The 25054-nt window shown below is 50.1% G+C and carries 12 protein-coding genes and 1 riboswitch; of the genes, 3 read left to right on the top strand and 9 right to left on the bottom strand.

Features of this window, described 5'->3' with window-relative positions:
- The first annotated feature begins 51 nt into the window (after positions 1-51).
- The 3 genes from lptD to M0R33_RS06515 are packed head-to-tail and all read left to right on the top strand — an operon-like array spanning position 52 to position 4741.
- A complete protein-coding gene (lptD, locus tag M0R33_RS06505) occupies positions 52-2916 on the top strand; it encodes an LPS assembly protein LptD (RefSeq protein WP_292566769.1) in 2865 nt (954 codons plus the stop codon).
- Between the two features lie 7 nt (positions 2917-2923).
- The gene (locus tag M0R33_RS06510; protein ID WP_292566771.1) at positions 2924-4210 is read left to right on the top strand and encodes a peptidylprolyl isomerase; all 1287 of its coding nucleotides are present in this window, start codon (positions 2924-2926) and stop codon (positions 4208-4210) included.
- 15 nt (positions 4211-4225) lie between these two features.
- Positions 4226-4741: a DbpA RNA binding domain-containing protein gene (locus M0R33_RS06515; protein WP_292566774.1), complete on the top strand. Its 516-nt coding sequence runs from the start codon at positions 4226-4228 to the stop codon at positions 4739-4741.
- A gap of 90 nt (positions 4742-4831) precedes the next feature.
- On the opposite strand, the gene M0R33_RS06520 is transcribed toward M0R33_RS06515, so the two are convergent.
- The 9 genes from M0R33_RS06520 to M0R33_RS06560 form a co-directional block, all read right to left on the bottom strand.
- Positions 4832-5482, bottom strand: a complete 651-nt coding sequence (locus M0R33_RS06520; protein WP_292566777.1) for a hypothetical protein — start codon at positions 5480-5482, stop codon at positions 4832-4834.
- 11 nt (positions 5483-5493) lie between these two features.
- Positions 5494-7215, bottom strand: a complete 1722-nt coding sequence (locus M0R33_RS06525; protein WP_292566779.1) for a putative porin — start codon at positions 7213-7215, stop codon at positions 5494-5496.
- A gap of 34 nt (positions 7216-7249) precedes the next feature.
- Positions 7250-7906: an energy transducer TonB gene (locus M0R33_RS06530; RefSeq protein ID WP_292566782.1), complete on the bottom strand. Its 657-nt coding sequence runs from the start codon at positions 7904-7906 to the stop codon at positions 7250-7252.
- A 7-nt stretch (positions 7907-7913) separates the two neighbouring features.
- Entirely contained in the window at positions 7914-8318 is a 405-nt protein-coding gene (locus M0R33_RS06535) for a biopolymer transporter ExbD (protein WP_013817628.1), read from the bottom strand.
- Between the two features lie 23 nt (positions 8319-8341).
- Entirely contained in the window at positions 8342-10129 is a 1788-nt protein-coding gene (locus tag M0R33_RS06540; RefSeq protein ID WP_292566788.1) for a DUF2341 domain-containing protein, read from the bottom strand.
- Positions 10130-10217: 88 nt separating this feature from the next.
- Positions 10218-20354, bottom strand: coding sequence for a filamentous haemagglutinin family protein (locus M0R33_RS06545; protein ID WP_292566790.1), 10137 nt, complete (start codon positions 20352-20354; stop codon positions 10218-10220).
- Positions 20355-20400: 46 nt separating this feature from the next.
- Positions 20401-20480: riboswitch (cyclic di-GMP riboswitch) on the bottom strand.
- Positions 20481-20590: 110 nt separating this feature from the next.
- The gene (locus tag M0R33_RS06550) at positions 20591-22222 is read right to left on the bottom strand and encodes a POTRA domain-containing protein (RefSeq protein WP_292566793.1); all 1632 of its coding nucleotides are present in this window, start codon (positions 22220-22222) and stop codon (positions 20591-20593) included.
- Between the two features lie 223 nt (positions 22223-22445).
- Positions 22446-24035: a hypothetical protein gene (locus M0R33_RS06555; RefSeq protein ID WP_292566795.1), complete on the bottom strand. Its 1590-nt coding sequence runs from the start codon at positions 24033-24035 to the stop codon at positions 22446-22448.
- 72 nt (positions 24036-24107) lie between these two features.
- A complete protein-coding gene (locus M0R33_RS06560) occupies positions 24108-24875 on the bottom strand; it encodes a hypothetical protein (RefSeq protein ID WP_292566797.1) in 768 nt (255 codons plus the stop codon).
- Positions 24876-25054: the final 179 nt, after the last annotated feature.

Raw genomic sequence — 25054 nt, forward strand, 5'->3', positions numbered from 1 at the left:
CATTTTAATTGATTTTCATTCCGCTAAGTTAATTTAGCCGCCAACCTCGATATGAATCTTAGGTTTTATACAGTTTATTTAGCATTATTATCATTTACGGAAGTCGCCACAGCCACCAACAATGCCGCCTGGAATTGCGAGCAGAGTAAAAACGGCGAATGGACCTGTCTGAATCAAGGTCAAGCCAACCAGGAGCCGGCCCAACCCAAGGTCATCACTACCCAAAAAACCCCTCAAGCCGAACAGCCCCCCGTAGCATCGGAAACGCCCGTCCCGCAATCGGAGCCGGCGATTACCCAGACCCCGCCGCCCGCCGCCGCGCCGGAACCCGCCATTCAACAGGCCCGCCAGCCCGAGGTGGAAAAACCGGTCGAGTCTGTCGCGGCTAAGCCGCAAAAACCGCGTGTCACCTATGCCGAAAATCAAAAGCCGACCATGGAGACCTTGCCCGAACGCAACAAACCGGCGGCAGCTACCATTAAAAATCCGGGCTGGACCTGCCAATCCGGGGAAGCCGCCAACGGCAATTGGAATTGTAATTTGGTCGGCCCGGACCCCCAGGGCGAGGCCCAAATCGTTGCCGATTCGGAAATCAGCAATCCCTGGTTGACACCCTATTACGATCGCCAGCAAGAACGCACCTTTCAAGTATTGCGCGGCGAGTTCGAGCAAGACCCTTGGCAAAACTGTTCGAACTGGTCGGCAAAAAAACGTAAAATCAAAGGCACATCCGGCCAAACCCGCGACGAAGCCAATACCGATGTACTGGCTGACTTTTCCGAAGTATTCGAAGGCGAGATTCTTAATTTTGCCGGCAATGTCGACTTGAACCGCGCCGACCAGCATTTACGGGCCGATAAAGCCAGCTACGATAGCGTGGCCGATACCATGGACGCCCAAGGTAACGTGATTTATAGCGAGGATACTTTGGCATTATCCAGCGACACGGTCTCGCTTAGCCTGAGTAAAGACGAAGCCCGGATTAGACAGGCCCAGTTCATTGAAGCAAACGCCCCTTTTAGGGGGACAGCGGATGTCATGTATCGTGACAGTAAAAGCCTGTCCCGCTACCATGAAGCCAGCTTCACCAGTTGTCCGCCCGGTAATCAGGACTGGATCATGCATGCCTCGCGGGTTAAGTTAAACCGCGAAAGCGGCCACGGTTCCGCTAAAAACGCCTGGCTGGAATTCAAAGGTGTACCGGTTTTATATACCCCCTATATTTCCTTCCCGGTCGACAATCGGCGCACCAGCGGCTTATTGGCTCCTACCTGGTCGAATACGGACCGGAATGGGTTCGACTTGTCCGCACCGGTTTATTGGAACATAGCCCCGAATTATGACGCCGTCATCACACCGCGTTACATGCAAAAACGCGGCGAAATGTTGCGCGGCAAATTCCGCTATTTGACCGAAGCATCCCGCGGCAGTTTGGGTGCCGAGATATTACCCGACGACCAACTCAGAAATAAAAGCCGTTATTCGGCCACCTTCACCGACAACACCCGCTTTACCAACCATTTAAGCTCGATTACCAGACTGAATTATGTATCGGATAAAGAATATTTTAACGATATGAACAATGCGTTGGGTTTTCAAACCAACCGTTTCCTGCCCACCACATCGTATCTGTACTATAACCGCCCGGACATTTCAATTTCCGGCGGCGTCAACCATTACCAATCGGTGGATAAAACCATTACCGACGCCGGCATGCCCTATGACATTCTGCCCAGGGTGAATGTCAATCTCAGCCACAATTTCGACGACATGCCGTTAGCACTGGCCATGGATAACCAGTACACGCATTTTTATCACACCGATCTGGTAAACGGCCAGCGTTTAAATATGGCCCCATCGGTGAGTTTTCCGCTGGAATCCAGCGCCGGGTTTTTCATTCCTAAAATCACCGGCCAATATACTAATTATCAGCTTACCAATCAGACAACAGCTAATGAACCTAATAGCGTCAGCCGCTTTTTGCCGATATTTTCGGCCGATACCGGCATGACCTTTGAGAAGCAACTCAATATAGGCGACACCCCCTATACTCATACGCTGGAACCCCGCTTGTTTTACTTATACATTCCACGTAAGGATCAAAATAATATTCCCATTTTCGACACGGCTGCCTACGATACCAACTTTTACAGCTTGTTTAGGGAAAACCGTTTCAGCGGCGTGGACCGCATTCAGGACGCCAATCAGATCACATTGGCCGGCACGTCACGTTTTATCGATTCAACCACCGGTCTGGAACCTTTGAAAATCAGCCTGGGACAAATTCTTTATTTCCAGGATAGAAATGTCAATTTACCCGGCATTCCGAATCAAACCAGTACCACCTCGAATTTTATCGGCGAATTGTCCGGCCAGGTCACCAATCATCTGTCCTATACGGCCGGCGCGCAGTGGGACCCTGAAGCCAACGGCTTCGCCCGCGGCCTTGCAGTGCTTAAATACCGTAACCAGCCGGATCAGATTTTCGACGTGGGTTACCGTTACCGCCGCAACACGCCGAACGATCAATCCTCGTTCATCAACCCGTTGAATAATGTCACAACGCAGACCGCGGTCGGACAAACCATTTCACAATCCGACGTCTCTTTCCGTTGGCCTTTGGCTGCCGGTTGGTATGGTCTGGGACGTTGGCAATATTCATTCAACTTCGGCAAAACTACCGAAAGTTTTATCGGTATTGAAAAAGAAAACTGCTGCTGGCGTTTACGCGTGATTGGCCGCCGCTATATCAACGGCGCGAACACCACCAACATTCTGGCGCCGGATGCCAAACCGGAAAACGCAGTATTCGTGCAACTTGAATTAAAGGGCTTAACCGGTTTCGGCGACCAAGTAGACAAATTTCTACAGCGCAACCTGAACGGTTACCGCCCTGCCAGCTATTTTGAAGATTAATTCCGCCATGATTAAAAAACTTTTTTTCGCCGCTTGGTTTTTGATAATTGCCGACATCCCTCCCGTTCCGGCGCAAACGCTGGATAGAATCGTGGCGGTCGTGGAAGACGACGTGATATTGGAACGCGAACTGAATACCGAGGCCGCGGCCATCACTCAAAAACTGCGCACCAATAACGTCATGGTGCCGCCGGACTATGTGCTACGTAAGCAAGTTCTGGAACGGATGATTGTCGACAAATTGCAGCGGCAACTGGCCACCCGCTCGGGCATTCAGGTCAGCGACGAAATGCTGCGCAACTCGGTTGCGGACATTGCCTCGCGTAACAATATGTCCGTGGAAGCCTTCAAACAAGAACTGGTCAAACAGGGTTTGGATTACAAGAGTTTCGAAGAAAATCTACGCAATGAAATTATCATCAACCAGCTAAGAGGCCGAGAAATCAGTTCCCGCGTCAAGGTCACCGATGCCGAGGTTAACCACTATCTGGAAACCCAAAGCAAAGCGGGTTCGAATACTACCCAATACCATTTGGGGCACATTTTAATTTCAGTACCGTCCGGCGCATCAGCCAGTGCGATTCAAAAGGCCAAACAACAGGCCGACCAGATCGTTTCCGAACTACGCAACGGCAAGGACTTCCGCGAAACCGCCATCAGCTATTCCAACGACGATAATGCCTTGAAAGGCGGCGATTTAGGTTGGCGCAGTATCGGCCAGATTCCCACCCTATTTACCGACCTGGTCACTGGTATGTTGCAAGGCGACGTGTCAGACCCGATTCGCAGCCCCAGCGGTTTTCATATCATTAAAATGTTGGAAACCGAAGGTTCCGCGCAACACATAGTCAATAAAACCAAAGTGCGGCATATTCTGATCAAAACCAACGAACTGGTGGATGACGCCGAAGCCCAAAAACGTCTGCTGGCGCTTAAAGAGCGCATCAAGGACGGCGACGACTTTGCCACTTTAGCCCGCGCCCATTCCGACGACAAAGGCTCCGCCATCAACGGCGGCTCGCTGGATTGGGTCACCCCGGGCGCGCTGGTACCGCCGTTTGAAGATGCCATGAATAAACTGGATATCAATCAAATCAGCAATCCGATACAAACCCAGTTCGGCTGGCACCTGATTCAAGTCTTGGGGCGGGAAAGTCAGGATGACAGCGAACAATTCAGGAAAGACAAAGTCAGAGACGAAATCCGCAAGCGTAAAATCGAAGAAGAAACCGAATTATGGCTACGCCGTCTACGCGACGAGGCCTATGTGGAAATCGAACTGGATAGACTGTAACAGGACCCGCGGAACATGCACGTTCATCCCCGTAAGCTGGAAAAACTAAAAAAACGCCTGCAACTGGTTCACACACAGGAAAACCTAAAGGCACACCGACAGGTCGTGCAGCAAATCAATGCCGAATTGGGCATGGATCCCACGGACTGCGCCACCGCACTACTTTACATTAGCCAGCCGCATTTATTCCAGAACGCCGCCGAACCGGAAATTACGAGCGATTCTCTGCCGCCGGTTTTTAAGGCACCGAATTACCGTAATGTTCGCTACCGGCTAGACGTGGGCAAGAACCACCAGATCGATCATGAACAATTACTGGCCACACTCATCGAAGAATCCGGTGTCGACAAAAAACGCATAGCCCGTATCGACATCCGCGACAGTTACACTCTGGTCGACCTGCCGGACGGCATGCCCGCCGATATTTTTCAATTGCTCAGCGAAGCAACCGTGCAAGGTCACCCGCTGAATATTAAACGGGTTAAACCCAACCGTAGGAAATTTCGCGACCCGAAACGGCCGAATGAGTAAACCCCATAACAAAGCCGCTGAGCCCTTGCGCGCCAAACGGCCTTTTTATCATCTGAAGGTTTGCCTCATTAGCGTTTAAGCCCCGAGCATTTAATGCGTTTCAACAGGGTTTTCTTGAGCGTACCGGCCCGCATTTAATTGGTCTTGATATTCTTGAACGATATTTTGCATATCGACACTTTGAAATTGCAGTAACGGCTCGTCTTGCAATAGTCCGGAGAACGTGCCTTTGTTCTGATAACGCTGCAGCAACTCTTCCGCGGACTGATACAGCTTGACGTTATGCTGCCCACAGGTTTGCAATTGCTGTTCAGTACCCTGTTGTTTGGCCTTCAGCGCCGCCAATTCTCGTTCCAGTTCGGCTTTTGCGCTGCTGGTTTTAGCATATTTATCGGACACATCGTTTAATCGGCTCTCGGTGGAACCCAAGCGGTTGCGCACCGCATCCGCGCTACTTTTCTGCGCCGCCAACTCGCTGCTCAGGCTGTCCTTGGCGGCCAGTGCATCGGCCCTGTCCTTTTTCAACCGCTCCACTTCGGCCGCCAGACCGGCGCTTTCGGCTTTGGCCGCATCGCGTTCGGAAGACAGGCTTTTGACCATGGCTTGCAACTTTAATACCGCACCGTTGTTGGCGTTGGCATCGCGCGGCACGGCTTGGGAGGCGTCGGGCATCAATGCAAAGGCAACAAGCAACGCAAAAGCCAGACCATATTTAGCGAATTGTTGGGCGAAAAATTGCATAAAAGCCTCCCCTAGAATCGGGTGTTGATGTCAATTTGCACAATATCAAGCCCATAACGCGGACCAGTTATTATATCGCCGCTCAACCAACGCCCTGTCAGCCAAACGTTTTTCATCAAGCCGTAATTACCACCAATCATCCAGCCTTTAACATTGGTCATACCCAGATGAAAGTCGGAATCGGTAAACGCATCCAACACAGCGTCGCGTTGCAGGTATTTATACGCAGTAAATACACTCCAGTTTCCAGGCAAGGCTACATTGGTCCAACCAACATCAGCCCTTACCTGCCAAGCCGTGGTTTGTGCCTTTAATGTCGTTCCATTCAGGACGCCACCAAATGGAAGCAAATCTCTGTATCGGCGCTGCATATCATTTAAATTAAAACCGATATTTTTAGCATAATCTGCGCTTAACCTAACATGCACGGGCGCAAATAACGCAGTATCGTATGCCGCGTTAATATTAAGAATATTATAATCGCCCGCTAAACCTGCGGCACCCAGAAACGGAGTGCTACCCGATTCGTTACAGATAGTAGTCAAAGTATTGCCGAGCTGCATATAATCGGGTTTAGAAAAAGTATTATCGGCATTATTTAAATTACATTGAAAATTACCAGCTTGATTAGTGTTTGGGCGCGCTTGAATATTTCGATAATCATAATAAGCAACACCCATTGTCAGATTATCCTGATTGGAAAACTCCCAATCCAAGCCGGTTTGGCCACCAAACAACCATTTATCGTGCGTACTTAACCCTGACTCCTGTAGAGGGAATGCACCAGCCGTAGCGAATATTGTTGGCCCCGCAGCTCCAATTTCATCAAGACTTCCCGATGAAGCGCCGAAACGATGTCTAACGGTTCCCGCTACACCCTCAAAAGATAAATCCTCGTCCCACACCAATTCACTGCCGCCGGTATAAAAAGGATTTGCGATTCTACCTCCAGTCAACGTTAACCAATTAAATTTATTATCATCCAGCGCATCATATTTAAGATAAGCGCGATCTACTCTAAATTCGTATCGATCGCCATAATTACCCAAGGTTTGATTAGTCGAGGTGGGGTTTCTGATATTACCTGTAGCAAGCCGAACACCTGCATCCACTCCATCGGCAATATTGACATCGATCCCCAGCCTGAAACGCTCGCGCATCCGGTTTCTATCTTTAGTGGTATTCAAAAACTGTTCGGAATTTGCCGCCGCCGCAGTAGTACCGCCCCTGTCGTTAATGGCTTGGTAATTTTGATAACCCCGTAAAGCATTATCCGCTGCATTAAATTCCATCTGCTCGCGCAGCCTTAAATCTCCCGACAGCTTGAACCGCTTCGTCCATTCCGGCAACGCATTCGGCAAGCCCCATTGTTCATTCTTGGCTTTGGCCATCACATCGCCTACCACTTCTTCCCGCAGCTCGCTCCGTACTTGCTGACGAATCTCATCTTTCACGAAATCCGGCACATACGCCACCCGCACTTCGTCGGCCGGCACCGCCTCTCTGGTTGCCGCTGCCGCTTTGCCCACCGCGACTTGCGTTTCCGCATCGGCTTCCGCCTGCTTGATCATTTGTTCAGCAGCGTTTTCAGTGATAACACCCTGCTTAACCAATTGTTTGATCAAATTGGTGGTAGTGTTGCGTAATTTGAGCAGCTCTTCCTTTTCGCCGGCCTGTGCGATACCGACCAGCCCGGATAACGCCAGGGCTAGTAGCCGTTTATTGTGGATCATGGAGTTTACCTAATACCTAAATGCGTTAAATGCGTTAAACGCGTGATGTAATTTTTAATTTAATCGGTTGCTGCATGCCGGGCGGAGGCGGCTCGTTAACCCGTTTATATTTGTTCAACGTGCTACTCAACAAATCGTCTATTTCCGGATCGTTACTGCCGCGCGCCAATTCGACCCGTTCCACCGATCCATCCGGTTTTAACCAGATTTTGACGATGGCTGTATAACCCTTGCGGCGCAGTTGCTCGTAATTACTCAGCAAATTGACCAGATCGTTTTTGATGATGCCGCCATACCAGGCAAATGGATTGCCGCCACCAAACAAACCGGTGCCGCCCTTACGGGCCGCCAAACCAAACCCATCCGAACCCGCCGTACCTTCGGCATCCAGCCCCAAATCCCTGGCAGGCGCTTCCTCGGGTTCCGGCTCCGGTTCCGGCTCGGGTTCCGGTTCCTTGATTTTTTCCATCTCCGGCTCGGGTGGCGGCGGTTCGACTTTCGGTGGCGGAGGTGGAGGCGGGGGCGGTGCAACCAAAGTCACGGGCTGTATTTTGCGTTGCGGCCGCTCTTGTTGATTATCGAGAAAATGCATCACCATCTTCACGAAAAAAAACAGCGTCATCAGCGCAATCAATCCCCAGATGATCTTGGGCAAATAGACCCGAAAATGTTTCTTACCTATCTCAGTCATGCCCTTGTTACTTAACCAAATTCTGCGTGACCAGACCTACCTGGGTAATTTCCAGCTTGCCCAGCAAGGCCAATACTTCGATGACGCTTTGATACATCACGGTGGCATCGCCTTTCACCACCACGGGCAGGGACGGATCGGCGGCTTTGTATTGCAGCAATGTGGACTCCAGTTGCTCCATGGTCACCGGAAAGGTGTCCAAAAATATGGTGCCTTCCGCCGTAACGGTAATAGCCTTGGTTTTAGGCTTAGCCAGGCTGGGTTGATTGCTGGCCTTGGGCAGATTGATCTGTATGCCCTGCACGGCCGCGGTGGTCATAATGATAAACACAATCAGCAGCACGTAGGCCAAATCCAGCATGGAGGTAACGTTGATTTCGTCGTAACTGTCCAGTTCTTCTTGATAGCGCATGATGGTCTACTGTCAATTCCAGGTTAATCGCCGTAGCGTTCGGACAATTTGGCGGTGAATTCGTCGACGAAAATATACATGTCGGCGGTTACCAGTTTAATTCGGCTGGCAATATAGCTATAACCGAACAAGGCCGGAATCGCCACCAACAAGCCGGCTACCGTGGTCGCCAAGGCGGCGGCAATGCCGGGTGCGATGGCGTTGACGTTCACTTCGCCGCTGGCGGCGATATCGCCGAAGGTAATCATCACCCCCAGCACCGTACCCAATAAGCCCAAAAACGGCCCGCCGGAAATGGCGATGGTCAACAACACCATCTGATTATTTAATTTTTGCACTTCGCGCACCAATATGGACTCCATGGCTGCCCGCACGGTATTGATGGCTTTGTCGGAAATGTTCGGTTCCGCCGCGTCGGCACCCACCGATTTAGCTAAGCGTCGATTCACTTCCTCAACCCCGACATGATAGAGTCGATACAACGACGAACCGGCAAACTGTCCATGACTACCGGTCATCGCCAGCAAAGGCGAGGCATCCAAATCTTCATCATCCTCAGTCATCTGCCGATTGAGTTGGGTCATTTCAGCTGCATTCAATTTTTGAAAGGCATCCTCGAATTTACGGTTTTCGGCAATGTTTTTATTGATCACCAGCGACTTGACCAACATGATGATCCAGCTCACTACAAACATCACAGCCAGCAAGCCGATAATCACCCAGCCGTCCAAGGTGACGTCACTCAAAGTCGCCATAATGCGCGATTCACCACCGCCTTCGCTGTCCGGCGTACTGTCTTCGCCATAAGTTAATAGCGCGGAAGTCTGGCCCTGCATTAAGGTATTGAAGGCTAAGGTGTTTTGATCGCGGGCAGCTTTGGCAATTCCGAATTCGTCGATTGCACCGATCAGTCCGCGGCTGCCGTCTACCGAGGCGCCAATGCTGATGTCACCTTGAAAACCGGGCACGCTGGGCGCCAACACGCCTATCTGCTTGCCATCAACATAAAAGCTAAATCCTTCCTGACTGCCGGTAACCGCCAACAAGTGCCAAGCCGCCAAATTCATATCGGTGGGGCTGGCCAATTCTTTCCGATTGACATTTAAAACCGGCGTTTGCCCTCTAACGGATAACATAAGTCCATCGCGTTCAAACACCACCCCTTCGGCTTGCGCTTGGTCTATTTTGACCCAGACGGAAACCGTCCAGCCAAAGTTATCCGCCATTTGAATCGCCGGCGAAGCAGCAATGGTGACGGATTGACTGCCATCAAACGCAGCAGCATCACCAATGGCCCCACCTTCAATGCGGCTATTATTGGCAGTAGCCGGTTGATTGGCGTATGCAGTGGCATCGACCACGGTATCCGCATTGAAGTGATAGTCGACCACTTGGGCCACATCGAAGATGCCGCCGGCGTCGCTGGCCTCCACCGCCGTCGCGTTGCCGTAATACATCCATAGCGACGGCTCGGCAGCGTTGGCGATATCGTTGGGCAGCTTCACCCAGATAATCGCCATTTCGTTGATAGGATCGATTTTCTCGATATAAAACTTCAGCGGCGTTTTGTCGTCGGCGGCGATAAAACGCAAATCCTTACCCTGCTCCGCCAGGTCCATAAAATAGGCAAAGTTACCGGTATGCAGGCGAATAACAGCCAAACCTTCAGCAACAGGCTTGACCCCTTGCTGCTGCAATTGCTGGGCATCGATAGAAATTTTTTTTCTATAACCCCAATCGTCGTTCCACCACGCGTGCGCCAAACCGGGCAGAAAAGCCAAAGCCCATGCCAATAAAACAATTCGCTTCATTTTTTACCTCTAATCAATACACTTAGCGAATTATGCCGACATTTTTTTACAATTTTATGACAGAAGTAAGCTTTTTCTGACCTTTTTACTATTCTCCAAATCCGATAACCTCGACGCTCAACATACCCAGAATCGCTTTAGCCAACGCATTTGCCGCGCCTTTGCTCATATCGCCGCCGACGGAGTTTTCAGCCATTTGAGTAACCCCCGATGTAAGATTACCGACACCTGTCAAACCCGCCGCCAGACTGCCGGTGGAAGCCACCGGCACGCCGGTACCAACTCCACTTACTTGGATATTATTGGCCCCTAAAACCGCTGTTGCCGAAATAGTGACGTTGTTACCACCTATTCCCGCTTCACCTGCGTCGACCACACCTTGAGGTGCAAATAAGTCGACATTGCCAGGGGTTTTACCTGCTTCAGCTGCAGTACGGATGCCACTACCTGAGACAATTGGTGGGAAAACGATAACCAGATTGCCGTTCTCGTCGAAAGTAATTTGCGGAGGCGGTGCGGCTATAGACGATTTCGCACCCGCTCCAGCATTGAGATCGCCTTTTGAAGACCACAGCATAATATCGCCACTCGCCAAGGCAAATACCCGCGATTGGTTAACTAGAAAATCATCACGAATTACTGCATTTATATCCCCTGAACGCTGCGCAACAATACCCAGTTCAGATGGTTTTTTAGCGTCAGTGCCCACGGCCAGACCGGCGTTAACCTGCCCGCCCGGCACCAGCAGATTAATCGAACCACCATCCAATGTGTGAATTTTGCTGAAGAACATGCTCAGATCACCACTCCAATTTTCGCCTGGGAACAGGGTATTAATTGCGGTAAACCCACGCTCATAGGCGACTTTCTTCGCTGCCGAGTCCGTTGTCTTAGCAGCAGCTCTGCCCCCCAGCTTCACTTCATTCATGTATACCGACTCGACCAAGGCATTAAGCTTGGGTTGAAGTGTCAAATAATCGTTTGCACTTAAATCCTTGAATGCCGTCCAAGCTTGCTCTTCACTTAATAGCTGGTTATTCAGCCGATCACGCATAAAACCCGTGATTAAACTCTTAATCTGGCCGGCATCGGTAGGATATTGCGTATCAGCACCCAAATACTTATCAATAAACGCCACATAAGCCGGCTGCTGGCCTTGTAGACCTACCAAAACAGAAACCCCGGCACCGCCACTAGCTAATGCCGTATTGCTTAGGTTGCCCGAAGTAGCCACACCAACAGCGGCACCTAAATCGAAATTGCGCCCGGCTTTGAATAAAACCTCACCGGGACCGGCAATATTGATTCCATTAATGTTGGGCACTAACTGCCCATTCTGATCTCGGCTACTCGTGAATTTGAGGTCACGACCAATGTTAAATACAGTACCATCCCCTTGGTTGTCATGCTGAACTTGCAGCAGTACATTTTTAAAATCTCTGCCCGTTTGAATCACCGCTTTTTTAGCCAGATTAACCTGTACATTGGTGATATCGCCCTCTCTAGTTACTAACCGAACCGGCATTATGTCGCCAGTGTGTATCGGGGTCGCGGCATGAGCAAAGGCAGCCAACCCATACGGGTTGATTCTAGCGACAGCATCATTCATATTATTACGCGACACTGGCGTTAACGCAGTAGGCAACAGCGCTCGGTCGGCGTCCGACATGGCTAACCTGCTGGCATCGCCTTTGGACTTAAAGTCCTGTTCCGCTAAAATATTGACATTGGCTCGTGGTGCAGGAAACAACACCACATCATTATCCAACACAACGCTGCCGCCAAAAGCGGTAGCACTCAATCCTGCCGGATAAATTTGAGCCAGTGTGGTTTGAGTGGCTCCCAATCCGACCAGGCTTGCCGTTTTAGTAACATCCGCACCCAAATGCACGTCGCCGGCCATCGATTTGGCAATTACTTCGCTATTATCGCCATAACTAAAGAAATTTGTGTCGCCTGAGTGCATAATCATCGGGTCGGACACCGCGCCCAAAGTCAAATCTCGAGTAGATTGAATAGCCATTTTGGTATCACCCAACAGCAATTGCGGGCCAGCTGTAAATTGACTACCTCCCTTGACACTACCGCCGGCAAACATGCTGCCATTGCCTTGCCCCAGATAATAAGCTCCGCCGGCAATGTCGCCGCCCGCTTTGACCACCATTTGGCCGCCGCCGTTGACTTCAACCTGATTAGTCAACAACGACAATGTTTGCAAGTTATTAGGGTCCCAGGCGGGTGTACCCACTTGCTTACCACTGGTAGGCATCATTACCGATAGATCGTTGATATTCCCGGCCGCGTTAATTTCAACATTACCGCCACCAAACGAACCGATATTCTGCTGAAACACGCCATTACCCAATACTAAGCCCCAGGTTGTCGGCTCTGTATACGCCAACGTATCAAGTTTATAACCGTCATGAATACTGGCCTGAAGTTGAGATGGCAATGTTTCTATGTAAGCAGCCAAGCCCGCCGCATTATCCTTAAGTGCCGCCAAATCAGCCGCAACGCCTGCTAAATAAAAGTCTTCGGCATGGTCCTGAGTACCCTGGCGCACCATCCAATCATTAATGAACTGACTATTATTGACGGCACCCTTGATATCGCCGCCGGCATTGATGACCAAGCTGCCGCCATCAACTGGATAATCGGCGTATGGGAAGGCGGTAATCGCCATATGCAACGCCAAGCTGCCATAAGGATCGACCTCGGTGGTTCGTCCGCCGTTGTAAACCGTCGAGGTCTGATCCGTCAGCACGAAATCGCCACCCGCCAGCAATTGCATATCGCCTGTTCCCGTACGTACGCTGACATTGGATCCAATGACCAGATTACCGGAACCCGAGGTAGCAGTAAGATCCCCGCCACCCAAATCCGCACCCGCGACTAACCGGTAAGACCAGGATTCGCCACTTTGCAACATGTCGCTGAACGGAATATCCCCGAATATCGACGAAATTACACCATCCTTGAATCCGTCCGACAGGGAATCAAACAAACTTAACCCACCACTTGCACGTATGCTCAATGTTCCGGACATGGCAACCAAATCACCGCCCTCACTATACCGCCAGTCCACTAAGTCCCATTTATCTAACAACGTCAAATTACCGTCATAATTTACTTCGACGCCGGCACGCAGGCGAATGCTGCCACCCAAGACAGCTTCGACTGCCTGCATGTTGCCGGCAGTCATATAATTATTGGTATCCGATTGGATAGTCGAGTAGTCACTGCTGGTTAGTAAACCATTAGCATCGGTGTATTTTTTGACGCCCTCGGCAAAGAAATTCCTATACCCATGCTCAAGCAGATTATTATTGCTATCATAAACGGCAGCCTGCTGTGCAAAACCTTGCACAGTACCCGCAATCGGTTGAATTTTAATCCCATTACCGTCACGTAAAGCTCGTAAGGTCACCTCGCCGCCTTGGGCCGGGGTAGCTCCGCTCACATCAATCAAGCTATCCGCTTTGATATCGATGCCGCTAATTCCGTTATTGTTGTTATCAGTCGATGACAACAACACTTTACCGCCCTGATTGCCTTTGGCCGTCAAACTAGCGCCACTTTGTAAGGTAATGATGTCGCCGGCATATAGATTGATATTTCCGCCGACAGCACTGCCGTCTGCATTGACGTGACCGGCAAGCGTGATAGCTCCAGCATCTGCCACGAATGTGAGATTTTTAGCTTCAACGACTGAAGCCGCCGATTGAATGATGTCCGCACCACGGGTGCGTAAGTAAATAGATTGATTGATGCCAGCACCGCGAAGAGCCTGCATTAGTTCATCAAAATTTGAACCGTTGCTGAAATGATTAATATCCAGGCTGGCACTTCCATTGCTAGCCTGAATATCACCCGCCAACTCGATGGATTGCGTCGGAGCGGACAACGTCAACTCACCGCCTGCCACATTACCGCCGCCACTATCAAGATTCACTAACGAACCGGCTGCCATTGTCACTCGTCCCTGCTCAGCCACTACATTGAAATGCCCTCCCGGCGTGTAGTCGTATATGTCGGCAAATTTAACCGCGCGCCCAGCCAAATCTAATTTAGCTTGACTGCCCAACGTCACAGCACCATTCAAAGCGTGCAACTCCACAGTCCCGGAAGGCAGCAATATTTGGCTATTAAAATCGATACTATCGGCCGTGACGGCCAGTTTGCTACCAAAACCGCTGCTCACATAGCCGGACGTTGTTGCAGAGATAAAGTTGGCATCGTAACCAGCCATATTCACAGTCAAACTACCTCCTCCCTTACCCGTCACAACCGGAGTCGTAACATTCAGATTGGCGTCCACATTTAAAGTAGCTTGGCCGTCGACGCGTACTTGAGCAGCTGCCTGCAGATTTACGGCATTAAAACCTTGTAATGCCAGACCACCATCACCAATTTCTAGGTTATTTCCCAGCAAATCGATTTGGCCTAGACCATCCGCCGCTTGATGATTTGTCACATTTTGACTGTTTTGCAATCGCAAGGTATCGGCCTGTATCCGCGCTCTGTCATCGATTTGTCCATGTCCGACCAAACCAGCGCCATCCAGTACCAAACGTTTGAATTGAATAGCGTCTTGCAAACCGCCATCACCGATGACAGGCGCACCATTCTGGTCAACCCGACCCAAATTCCCATAGATACCTATACTGTCACGCGCCGTTAGGATTAGCTCATCCACCGACAAATTCAACAATCTGCTATTGGATAAATTTAATGCCGAGCCACCCAGGTTACCGACTTCACCGAGGTTAATGCTATTAGCGCTCAGGTTTAAAGAACCTTGATGCATCACAATATCGCCCTCTAGTAAGGTCGACTTACTGGCGTCAAGCAACATTGATTCGGATGCCGACAACGTCGCTCCAGCTGAAATATTTAACTGTCCGGTGATTCCTGGTGCGCCAATACGGTTTAAAGCGACCTGTTTATCGGCGGACACTCTCAGGAAAGCACCGTCACCACTGACATTAAAGACTTTGTCACCTGTATTGACCTTACCTTCCGCGCTCAACGAGGCGCCATCTTGCACTTCCACCTTGTCGGTTGCCGCGGCAATCAAATCCTTGCCGGTAAACCGACTACCTTGCGCAAAAACGACTTCTTCGGCGCTTACCGCCAGATTAGTATCGCCGGTTTGAGCGTTTATGTTGCGAGCACCACCCAACAACAGACTATCCACACCTAAGTTACTGAGGTCATTAGCAAGAATTTCCAGAACACCAGATTGCGGGTTTACGCTCAAACTGTTTACGACATGAATTTTGTCAGCCGCGATATCCATTTTGGCGCCTCTACCGCCTGTGATGGAATCGATCATGAATTGACTTTCCAAAATTAGCTTGTTTTGCGCAATCAAGGAAATCTGCCCGCTATCCATGGCTAATAACGGTAACGCTGTTGCATTTTGCGCCGCTTGAGCCTTGAAATAAGCATTACCTAAATGCTCTTCATACTGAGAGCGCAACCGAATATCGGCGCCGTTTTCGATTTTAAAACCACTCAAGCGCGCATCATGCGTACCGGAACCCGCCTGCGAGAAATAGCCCGCCACTACCGGTAATCCCTGAGAAGTATATGTCGTTACACTTTGGTCCTGACTACCTGCCTGTGGGGTCACCAAAAAAGCGCCCGGCAGCAGTGCGTAATGAGCGGGCAAAATGGTGTACAAGCCCGCGGCCAAACCTTTAACGCTGGAACCGTCCAAATAGACTTGACTGCCGAGATCATAAGACCAGCCGACAAAATCGTTTTCATAATGATCGAATGGCGCCAACCCGGAACCCAAGCTAGGCAAAATAGCAAACCCGCCTTGGTAGGAAGCGCTATTGGGATTTAGGTAATCATACGAACCACCAGCGCCTGGTAAAAATTCATAACCATAAAAATCACCGCCTCCGGCCAGGTTAACCACACTGCCTTGCTTCATCAAAAGTTCCGGCGCTTCCAACACTAACTTTTTCTCCGGTGGTGTGTTGAAGACCAAATTACGAATGCTATCCAATGGGTACAACCAATCCAGCCCGGCTTGAATCACACCGAACGGTATTATTTTTCCGTCGCCAGATACCGACGTCAGACTATTGTCATTCAGCGTTAAACGGGTACTAGCCTTAAGGTGGATACTACCCAACGGTGCTTTAATAACGCCACCTTGTTCGATAACCGGAGCATCCATGGTTAATGTACCGGCGGCAGACAAAGGTGTTTGATCAGTATTTCCGCTCGAACTGACGGTAATTTTCCCCGTTGGGTTGTTTTTCACCGCAAAGGTAAAGTCACTCAACGTGGTGGGATAAATCTGACTGGCTTTAAGATTAAGATTGGCTGCAGTGACCAGCGTTCCGAGAAAATTGCGTTGAGCACCAAAACGTAAACCATCCGCACGTAAGTCATGTGCGCTGTTTAGAGTTAAACTATTGAATCCATCCCAACGTGTCCCACCAAACACTTCTATCCATCGCGCATTTGCATCGAAGGTTGCGCCGCCACTAACCGGCGTGCCGCTTACTTCTCGTTGCAGCGAGGACCCCAGCCTGATCAAAGCGCTATTGATGTTGATGGCTGCGCTTGATTCGCCATTGAGAGCCGCCCAATTGATAACGGCGGAGTTCAAATCGACCCTTGCCGCGGCATCCAGACTGACATTACCTTCAAAACGAATATTATCCGGCGTATTCAAGCGAATGTCGGCAAACCCACCCTGTTCCAACATGTTAGTCGAAATAACGGCCTGCCCATTGAATTGGTTGGGTATGACATCGCCAAATGCGATGTTGGAATTAAATAACGGTTGTTGTTCGTCCCTGATCCGCACCACTAGCGGGTTATTAGGAAATGCTATCAAAGGTTCATCCGGCGGAGAACGGCGCGTTCTATCTAATGTAAAGCTAAACTGGCCACCTCGGGCACTATCGGAACTTACCAAGCCGATAATTTTACCGTCGAACACCGCGCCTTCCGCCGCGGCTATATCCACTTTACCCGCGTTACCGAACACATCACTCGGCGCCGTAATTACACCGTTGATGCCGGCTTTGGATAAATCCAATACGGTGTGCGTACCGGACACATCAACAATCGAACCTTGTTCGAAAATCAAACTACCACGCTGCAAATCGAAACTGACCAGTCCTCCATCCAGTACTTGTCCACTTCGACGACCTAAAGCGTCAGCCGCATTGAGACGAGAAGTTCCTCGCGCCAACAAACGCGCATGCTCACCCAACCGAACAGTCTGAGTATTATCGTATTCCGCATTTGGAGAGGCTTCAATCGCCAACCGAATACTCCCGCCAGGTGTCTCAATACGCCCATCGACGTAGACCCCGCCTAGCGAGGAAACCAAACCGACGCTGCCTTGTTTATCCGTGGTAATTGCGCTATTGCTAGCGACAATCACATCGCCGCGCGAAGACAAATTCAAACTATTGCCTTGTCTAAGATATTCCGGCAATAACGCCAAGTGGCTAAAACTTCTGATATCACTATCGCTGGCTTTGTTTATGAAATTATTATCCAGCAATAAACTAGCCGTTTTCAAATCCAGCACCGTACCGTTACTTACCGTGACGCCGTCTAGATTACCAATGAGATTTACTTGGGCAAAACCGCCCTGGCGATCAAAATCAAAATGACCATTGCTTACAGTCAAGCGCAATGGATTCGCGGTAATAGCCGACCCATTTCCAACTACGATTTCCGAACTGCCTAAAGTTAAACTACCGCCATTACCCATCGCCGCGGCAGACACTTCACCATCGAAATACAATCGGCTGGCATGCCCCTGCCCATCGGCAATTAATTCGATATCACCGCCATTACCCGTTGTCAGTCGTCCGTTTTGAGCCAGCCACGCGCCGCCGTCAGCATTTATTTTTGCGCCTGCCTTCATGTGCAAGTCGCCTACCGAACTAACCTTGACTGTACCGCCATTGATTATCAAAGGATCAACCGGACTTGCATCGAACCCCAAGCGAAAATCGTTGACCCAACGCCCCGACACATCGAGCGATGAATGCGCGCCTAAATTGACACCCGACAAGGATTGCGCAATCGCCAAGTTAATTTCGCCGCCCGCAGCATGTACCTGACCTTGTATATCGATTGCCGCGGCCTGGAGTTTGAATTCTCCACCCGCCACCATATTGATATTGGCATCTTCAGCAACCGTTACATTGGCCAAGGTTTTGACGATAACATGCTGAACACCGGAGCTATTAATTAATTCGCTCGGTAAAATCAGCGCCTGCGGCTGTCCACCAATAAACGGAAAACTATCGCCCAGCGCTAAATCGATCTGACCTTTTTCAGTCTGAAAGCGCACATTTTGTAGTGTATTGACGAAAGCAGTTGAATCAAAGACAAAACTCCCGCCATCGGCACGATTCAAAGGCTGTCTTTGATTAATACCGTTTTTGGTACCGGCCACCAGCTGGCCACCCCAAACTAACGCCGGCGCATTGATATTCAAACTACCCGCCGCCATTCCTTGCGTATAACCGGCTTCATAGCGCGCTGTAGCAACCTGGTCTACAATCGTCCATTGCTGGTTGTAGCCCCATTTGGCATGATCCTCGTTGACCACCCCGTAAATTGACACATAGTGATCATTGGGGTCGGCATCGCTGATATCGACGATACGTCCGTAATCGGTCAATAGCTTGGTAGTACTTATGAAGCCAGCCTGATAATCCACCGAACCGCCGGAAATATCTATGGTTGCGCCATTATTGACCACAACATCGCCGCTGGATGTCAAATTAATTACCCCGCCGTTAGCCATCCGTTCGATCAGAGTCCTTTCAATCCGGGCTTGAGCGCCGCTGGTGTCAACTATCGAGCTGCCCTTGCGTAAATCGACCGTGACCGTCGTACCTTTAAGCGGTCCGGATTTTTGAACCGGTGCATCGCGTAAATCAAAGCTTTGCACTGAAATTTCCGCTACATTTCGTTGCATCGATACGGGGATATTTGCATAGCCCGAGACATCAATCGAAGCATCACTTGCGACGTCAATTCTACCCGTCGTACCTAAATTAGGACTTTGAGGATTATTGGTAGCAGTGATGTTGACTTGCCCCGCCGGCGCTACAATGGACGACCTGCTCTCCAAGCTCACTGTCTGAGCTTGAGCCTCCAGATAAGACTGTGGTTGCGCTTGCTCGTCAATTGCCGAACCACCGGCCTGATCGGCCACGATTTTAGTGACACTGCCGGTTGCAAAGCGCAATTTAGACTGGGTTCCCAATCCATCCCCCAAATCGGCCGCCCGAGTCGTTTTGCTGGCAATCAATTTGCCGCCATCCACGGTATGTTGTTCCTGCGCCAGCAAGCGTATCGAGCCGTTAACATTAACCGAGGTTGTAGCACTAACGCGACCTTCTTGATTAACCGCAAAACCCGCCAAAGTGATGTTGCCTTGCCTAACGCTGATATCGCCGCCATTCGTAACTTTTCCACCGGTATCGACTTCCACCAACAAACCGGCGAATGGACTTTGCGCATCCGCGGGCTGCAGGTAAACCTTGTCCTGACTGGCCGCGACAATGATCTGACCCTGCTCCCCCGCGGATAACGAGCCTTGGTTATCAATGGTCGGTGCAGCTAAAATAATACGACCTGCTTTATCAACGCTGATTTTGGCGCCCGCGTCTATCAATATTTTGGAAGTCGCCGGGCTTAAGCTGCCGTCGACGCCTAATGCGGCCCGGCCATCCTCATCAAATACCCGAGTGATGCCCCGATTAAATACTTCGTCACTGATGTTCAGCGTACTGGCCAGCAAACTATTGGTATTGACTACTGAATCCTTGCCGAATACAAATCCGTTTGCGTTATAGAGATAAATTTGGCCGTTGGCGACGATTTGACCCATGATCCGGCTGGGATCGGCCTGATAAATTCGGTTAAGTGCAATAGAGGAGGAACCGGGCTGAACGAATTGAACCGTATTTTCTTTACCAACGTTAAAGCTTTGCCAATTCAGTATGGCCCTGTCGGTTTGTTGATCGATACGTAGCGTGTCGCCGATGATCTGATTGGTGGCGCTCCCCGATGTTACCCAGCCCTCTCCGCCAACAGGTACGGGTAATTCGGCGCGCGCCATGGCGCTCACAAACATACCGCTCGCCACCACAAAACGCATTCCCGCGGCTAACGGTTTCAAACGAAAACGAACATCCGATACCTGAGTTTTGCTTGCTTGCATTTTGTTGACCATACTGTCGCCCTTACTAAAATTAAACGTCACTTTTCGTGGCAACCCGGCCATCTTGCCCCAGCAAGACCCTCGGCTTTCCGTCCCCACTTCGCAGCAGGTTTGGCATTAATACAAACATTGCAACTTGCAATGTCAAATAGACCTAAAACGGGCGTCTAGCCACGAACAGCACCCGCTAGCAATTCTGAACCTGTTGCGTTTCGAAATTTCAATTCGACAACACCTTAAAACTCGCCGGCTATCGAGAAATGCACACGCGGATCACCGCTTTTTACTGGCCCCAAGCTAGAGAACGGCACCCCCACATCAAACCCACCGCTCAGCTGTTTCCATAATTTAAAATGCAAACCAGCGCCGCCTCCGCTGAGAAAACTGCCATTGACATTACCGGGTAAGGCGTTTTTGATCCAACCTTTACCGGCATCGAAAAAAGCCAGAAACTTCAACTCGTTGACATCATCCCAATCAGCCGGCGCTAAATGCGGGGAATACAATTCCAACGAACCAAATACTGCATCATCGGCCAATGCCTGGGTTTCAAAATACCCTCGCACACTTTGCGCACCCCCCAAGGAGAATTGTTCGTTACTGATCAACGGCGAATCAGCGGCCTGCCCGGCAAAACGCGCCACCAACTCCATATCCAGAGGCAAGTTATGCCGGTGTTTCATATTGCCCGACAAGTAAGCGTAATTCGCTCTGGCCTTGAAGCGTTTATTTTCGAATTGTGTTTGGGTGTTCCCTAAACCCCGTACTGAAAAATGCAGTCCAATATCAAAATTGGTCATGGAGTCTTCAGTCCTTGCCGTACCGCTGTATTGCGCCAAAAACGGCAAATAACTGATGGGCGTTCTGATAGAGTCTGAACCTAATAGATTCAAATCCTCTTTAAAGTCTTTATAGTCGACCCCAACCGTTAAACTATGAAAGTAATTATCCAAAGCTTTCAACGGTTTGATAAAACGCGCACCGTAAATATTACCGATACCGATTACCGACAATGCGCCGGCACTAGCCACCTGGGCGCTGGACGATGAGCTGACTGCGTAAAGCGCCAGCCTGGCATCGCTATCCATTATTGGCATGGCATAAGTACCGGCCCAGACATCCACCTGCTTATTGTCCTCGGGAGAAACCTGATACATCAAAGACGCACTATGCATGCGCTGCCAAAGATTGTCATAACGTAAAGAGCTCACGAGCCTTAAACGCGAAGTTGTCGAGGTATTGCGACCGTTCAATTCCACCTTGCCGTGCACCGGCAATTCATCTTTAACTTTCAAATCGACTTCCAATGTCCCCGGCGTTTCGCCTGCCCGCAGCACCGGTACGATTTGTCGATCGCTGCTTTGACCGGACAATTCCGCCAACTGCTGCTGCATTTTCGGAAAGTTCGGCACCGAGCCTTCCGCTAGCTCCGGCACGGCAGCCTTGATTCTGCCTTGATCGAAATAACGCGAGTCTTTCACCCGTAATCTGGAAATCTTACCTTCGACGATTTGCAGGTAAACGATGCCGTTTTTTACATCCTGTTCCGGAATATCAACCGCCACGGTCTGATAACCCTTGGTACGATAAAGCTGTTCCAAAGCACCACGTGCATTCTCGACATTATCGATGCTCTTTTTCGGCCCCAAAAATGGATAGATGGTCCGTTCCAACTGTTTTTTATCCAGCAAGGTGTTACCCTTGATTCGCAACTCCATCAAATCAAAAGTCGCCGGCGCTTGGTTGTTAGCGGGCTGAGCCACAACCTCCGCTTGCACCTCCTGACTGCAGGCATAATCTAACGGCATAAAAACACAGCAGGCCGCCATCAAAACAGTCCTTGCCAATTGGGTATCGAATAACTGCATGTATTGGATTTTCCAAGAAAATAAACGGTTTTCCCCTTGAAAACCGCTAGCCGAACATTGTATGAACGAATGGTTAAACTTTTATGACAAACAAATTAAACTTATCGGAAGCAAATCTAAAAGCCATTAACCCCAAACGCAAAAACCAGCCGTTAAATAACCGGCTGGTTGAAAGGATTGCAGCCATCCCTGGCCGCTATGTTTTCAGCATCACAACCTGTGATTATTTAAGCTGGATTCCACCTGTTTTCAGATCATAAGTAGCAGGAATACGGCAATTGTTAACACCTTGCGAAGTAGTTGCATGGCTGAATGGGTTTACAGGATAAGTGGCTGCAAACTGACCATTGATTTCAGGCGCATAGTTTTTTGGCGAAGCCAAATAACCGCTGGCACCGAATGGATGCACGTTGCCGGCATTCAAAGTAACCAATACTGCTGGATTGCTGGCGGCCTTGATGAACTCGTCAACAATGGTTTTTTCGCCGGCATCGAATACGTGGGTTTTAGAATATTGGAAGGTCAGCTCGGCCCAGTCGTGGTATTTGCCTTTGGCTACGTTTTCCAGAGTAGGCGCAACGTTATCGATTTTGATGAAGCGCCAGTCTTCAGTTTGGTCGGCGTTCTTCTCCAGACCTTGGATACCCACCGCCCAGCGTGTACCGTAAGTATTATTGAATGCAGTACCAACTGTGTTTAGACCGCTATCCAACTCGCGCAAACATTCAGACAGAGTACCTGAAGAAGAGTTCGCGTGAACCTGGGTTTTGGCAACGATTTCGCTCAAAGCACCGGTATCGGCTGTAGGCGACGTCGCAGCACTTGAACATGGGTAGTTCAAAAAGTTGATACCCATTTGCGCTTTGGTGCCGGAACCGTCGGTACGGGTACAAATGTGCACACGATCGGTTTTAACACCGCCGGCTGGTTTGTTAGCGGCGATAGTGGTCGCGGCCAGCAAACCCGTGGCGCCAATTTTCAGGTCGTTCCAGCTGTCCAGTTTACCGGTAATGATGCTGGCGACTTGGTCGCGAGTCAGGCTAGGCATACAGGCTTCGGTTTCTGAACCGACGCAACCGGACGCCACGCCAAACTCCGCTTCCTGCAAGGCATTACGCAGTTTCAAGGTCGCCCCGATACCGAACACTTGACCGCCAGCTGAGTCGACATTCATCAAACCAATATCGCTTGGGTTGACTGGAGAAAAACCGGCTGGTGTATTAACGCCACGGAATTGCTCAGGGTCGACATCGGAAATACCGAAATCAGGGATTTTAACTTGGAACTGACCGGCAGTTGCTTCGGAATAAGTACAAGTCGACGTACTTAAAACACCCGCCGCAGGCGCTGGCGATGGTACCGTACAAATAGCAGGGTCAACGTTCAAAAACGCGATAGCCGCTGTAGCCGCACCCTTGGCATCGTCGATGATAGGCGCTACACCCATGGCGGAACCGCCGGCACTGCGTTTATAAATCATCAGATTGGTTTTGCCGCCGGCCAAGCCAACTAATTGTGGGTTCAGCGGGTTCAATGTACACAGATAAGCATTCTGGTCTTTGCCGGAACCGTTGTCTTTGAATTTAAAAACAGGCTGAGTGCTGTCGCACATACGTTCCGCGGGCGTGACCGTAGTGCTGGTAGACAATTTTTCGATATAGTCCAGCGCCGCGGAAGCACCCGACAAATAAATTTCGTAAGTATCGGCCGGCGTAACAACAACTTTACCGGAACCATCCAAAGTGACGGCGGCTTGCGCCATGCCGCCAAACAGCGCCGCGGAAACCGCTACGCCCAAAGCTAACTTTTTCATAATATCTCTCAAAACAAAAATTAAAAGAAAGAAACAGATCGTTCCCGCCAATTTAGGCGGGAACAACACTGATTACGCCGCGACTGCTTTGCGACGGCTTACACCCAGCATACCCATTAACGCAGCGCCGAACATCCAGACCGCACCCGGCAGCGGCACGGCTGAAGTAGCGGCCGCATAAGTCAGGCTATTGCCGGCCAAAGTCCATTGGCCCGCAAAAGTGCTGGCGATATTGGCGCCGGTGTTGTTATCCAACATACCTAATTGAAAACCGATCGCTTGACCATAATTGGCTTGCGGATCTTGAATCCAAGAACCCCAAACCGAATCAGCATTCGCATGTTGGCCTGAAAGGGGTGAATCAGTGTCCAAAGACAATCTACTTTCATTCAACAAGCTGTTAACTACTAAACCAGTATTTAAATCAATAGCATGTTTCTCAATCGCAGAAGCTACGTCAAAACCAAAGAAAATGCCCAGATCGTTTTCTACATTTGGAGTCAATTGCGCATTGCTGGTAATGGCCGCACCCAAATCACCGGTATTACCTACCGCAACCACATATTTGATAGCGCTGGTCGTGGCACCGGTAATGAAGTTCAACCAATTGGCATCGGCGGAAAAATCGAAGTTCAGGCTGTAAGCCGCATTCGATTCATTGGCCACTAACTCATTAAAAGTTACGCCGGTATCGAAAGAAAAAGTTTTACCGGTGGTAAAGTCGTAAGCCGACAAATAGGCTTCGTTCAGACCACCTGCGTTTTTTTCGATACTCGCATTCGCCGCACCCGCGCCCACCAACAAAACCGTGGCAACAGCCGCTTTTACTAAATGTTTCATATTAATCCTCATGTTTAAAATTGTTAATACACAAGGTGACGATCCGGCCGTCTTGAACAGCGGTCCCTGTCATTGCCGCCCTTGGGCGGCAAGCCCCACTTTGGCTACTCGCAAGCGAGCATGACTAACCCTTCAAGACCCGTGACTTTCCGTCCCCGCCTCGCGACGGGTTTGGCTTT

This window comes from Methylomonas sp., assembly GCF_023228165.1.
GTDB lineage: Bacteria > Pseudomonadota > Gammaproteobacteria > Methylococcales > Methylomonadaceae > Methylomonas.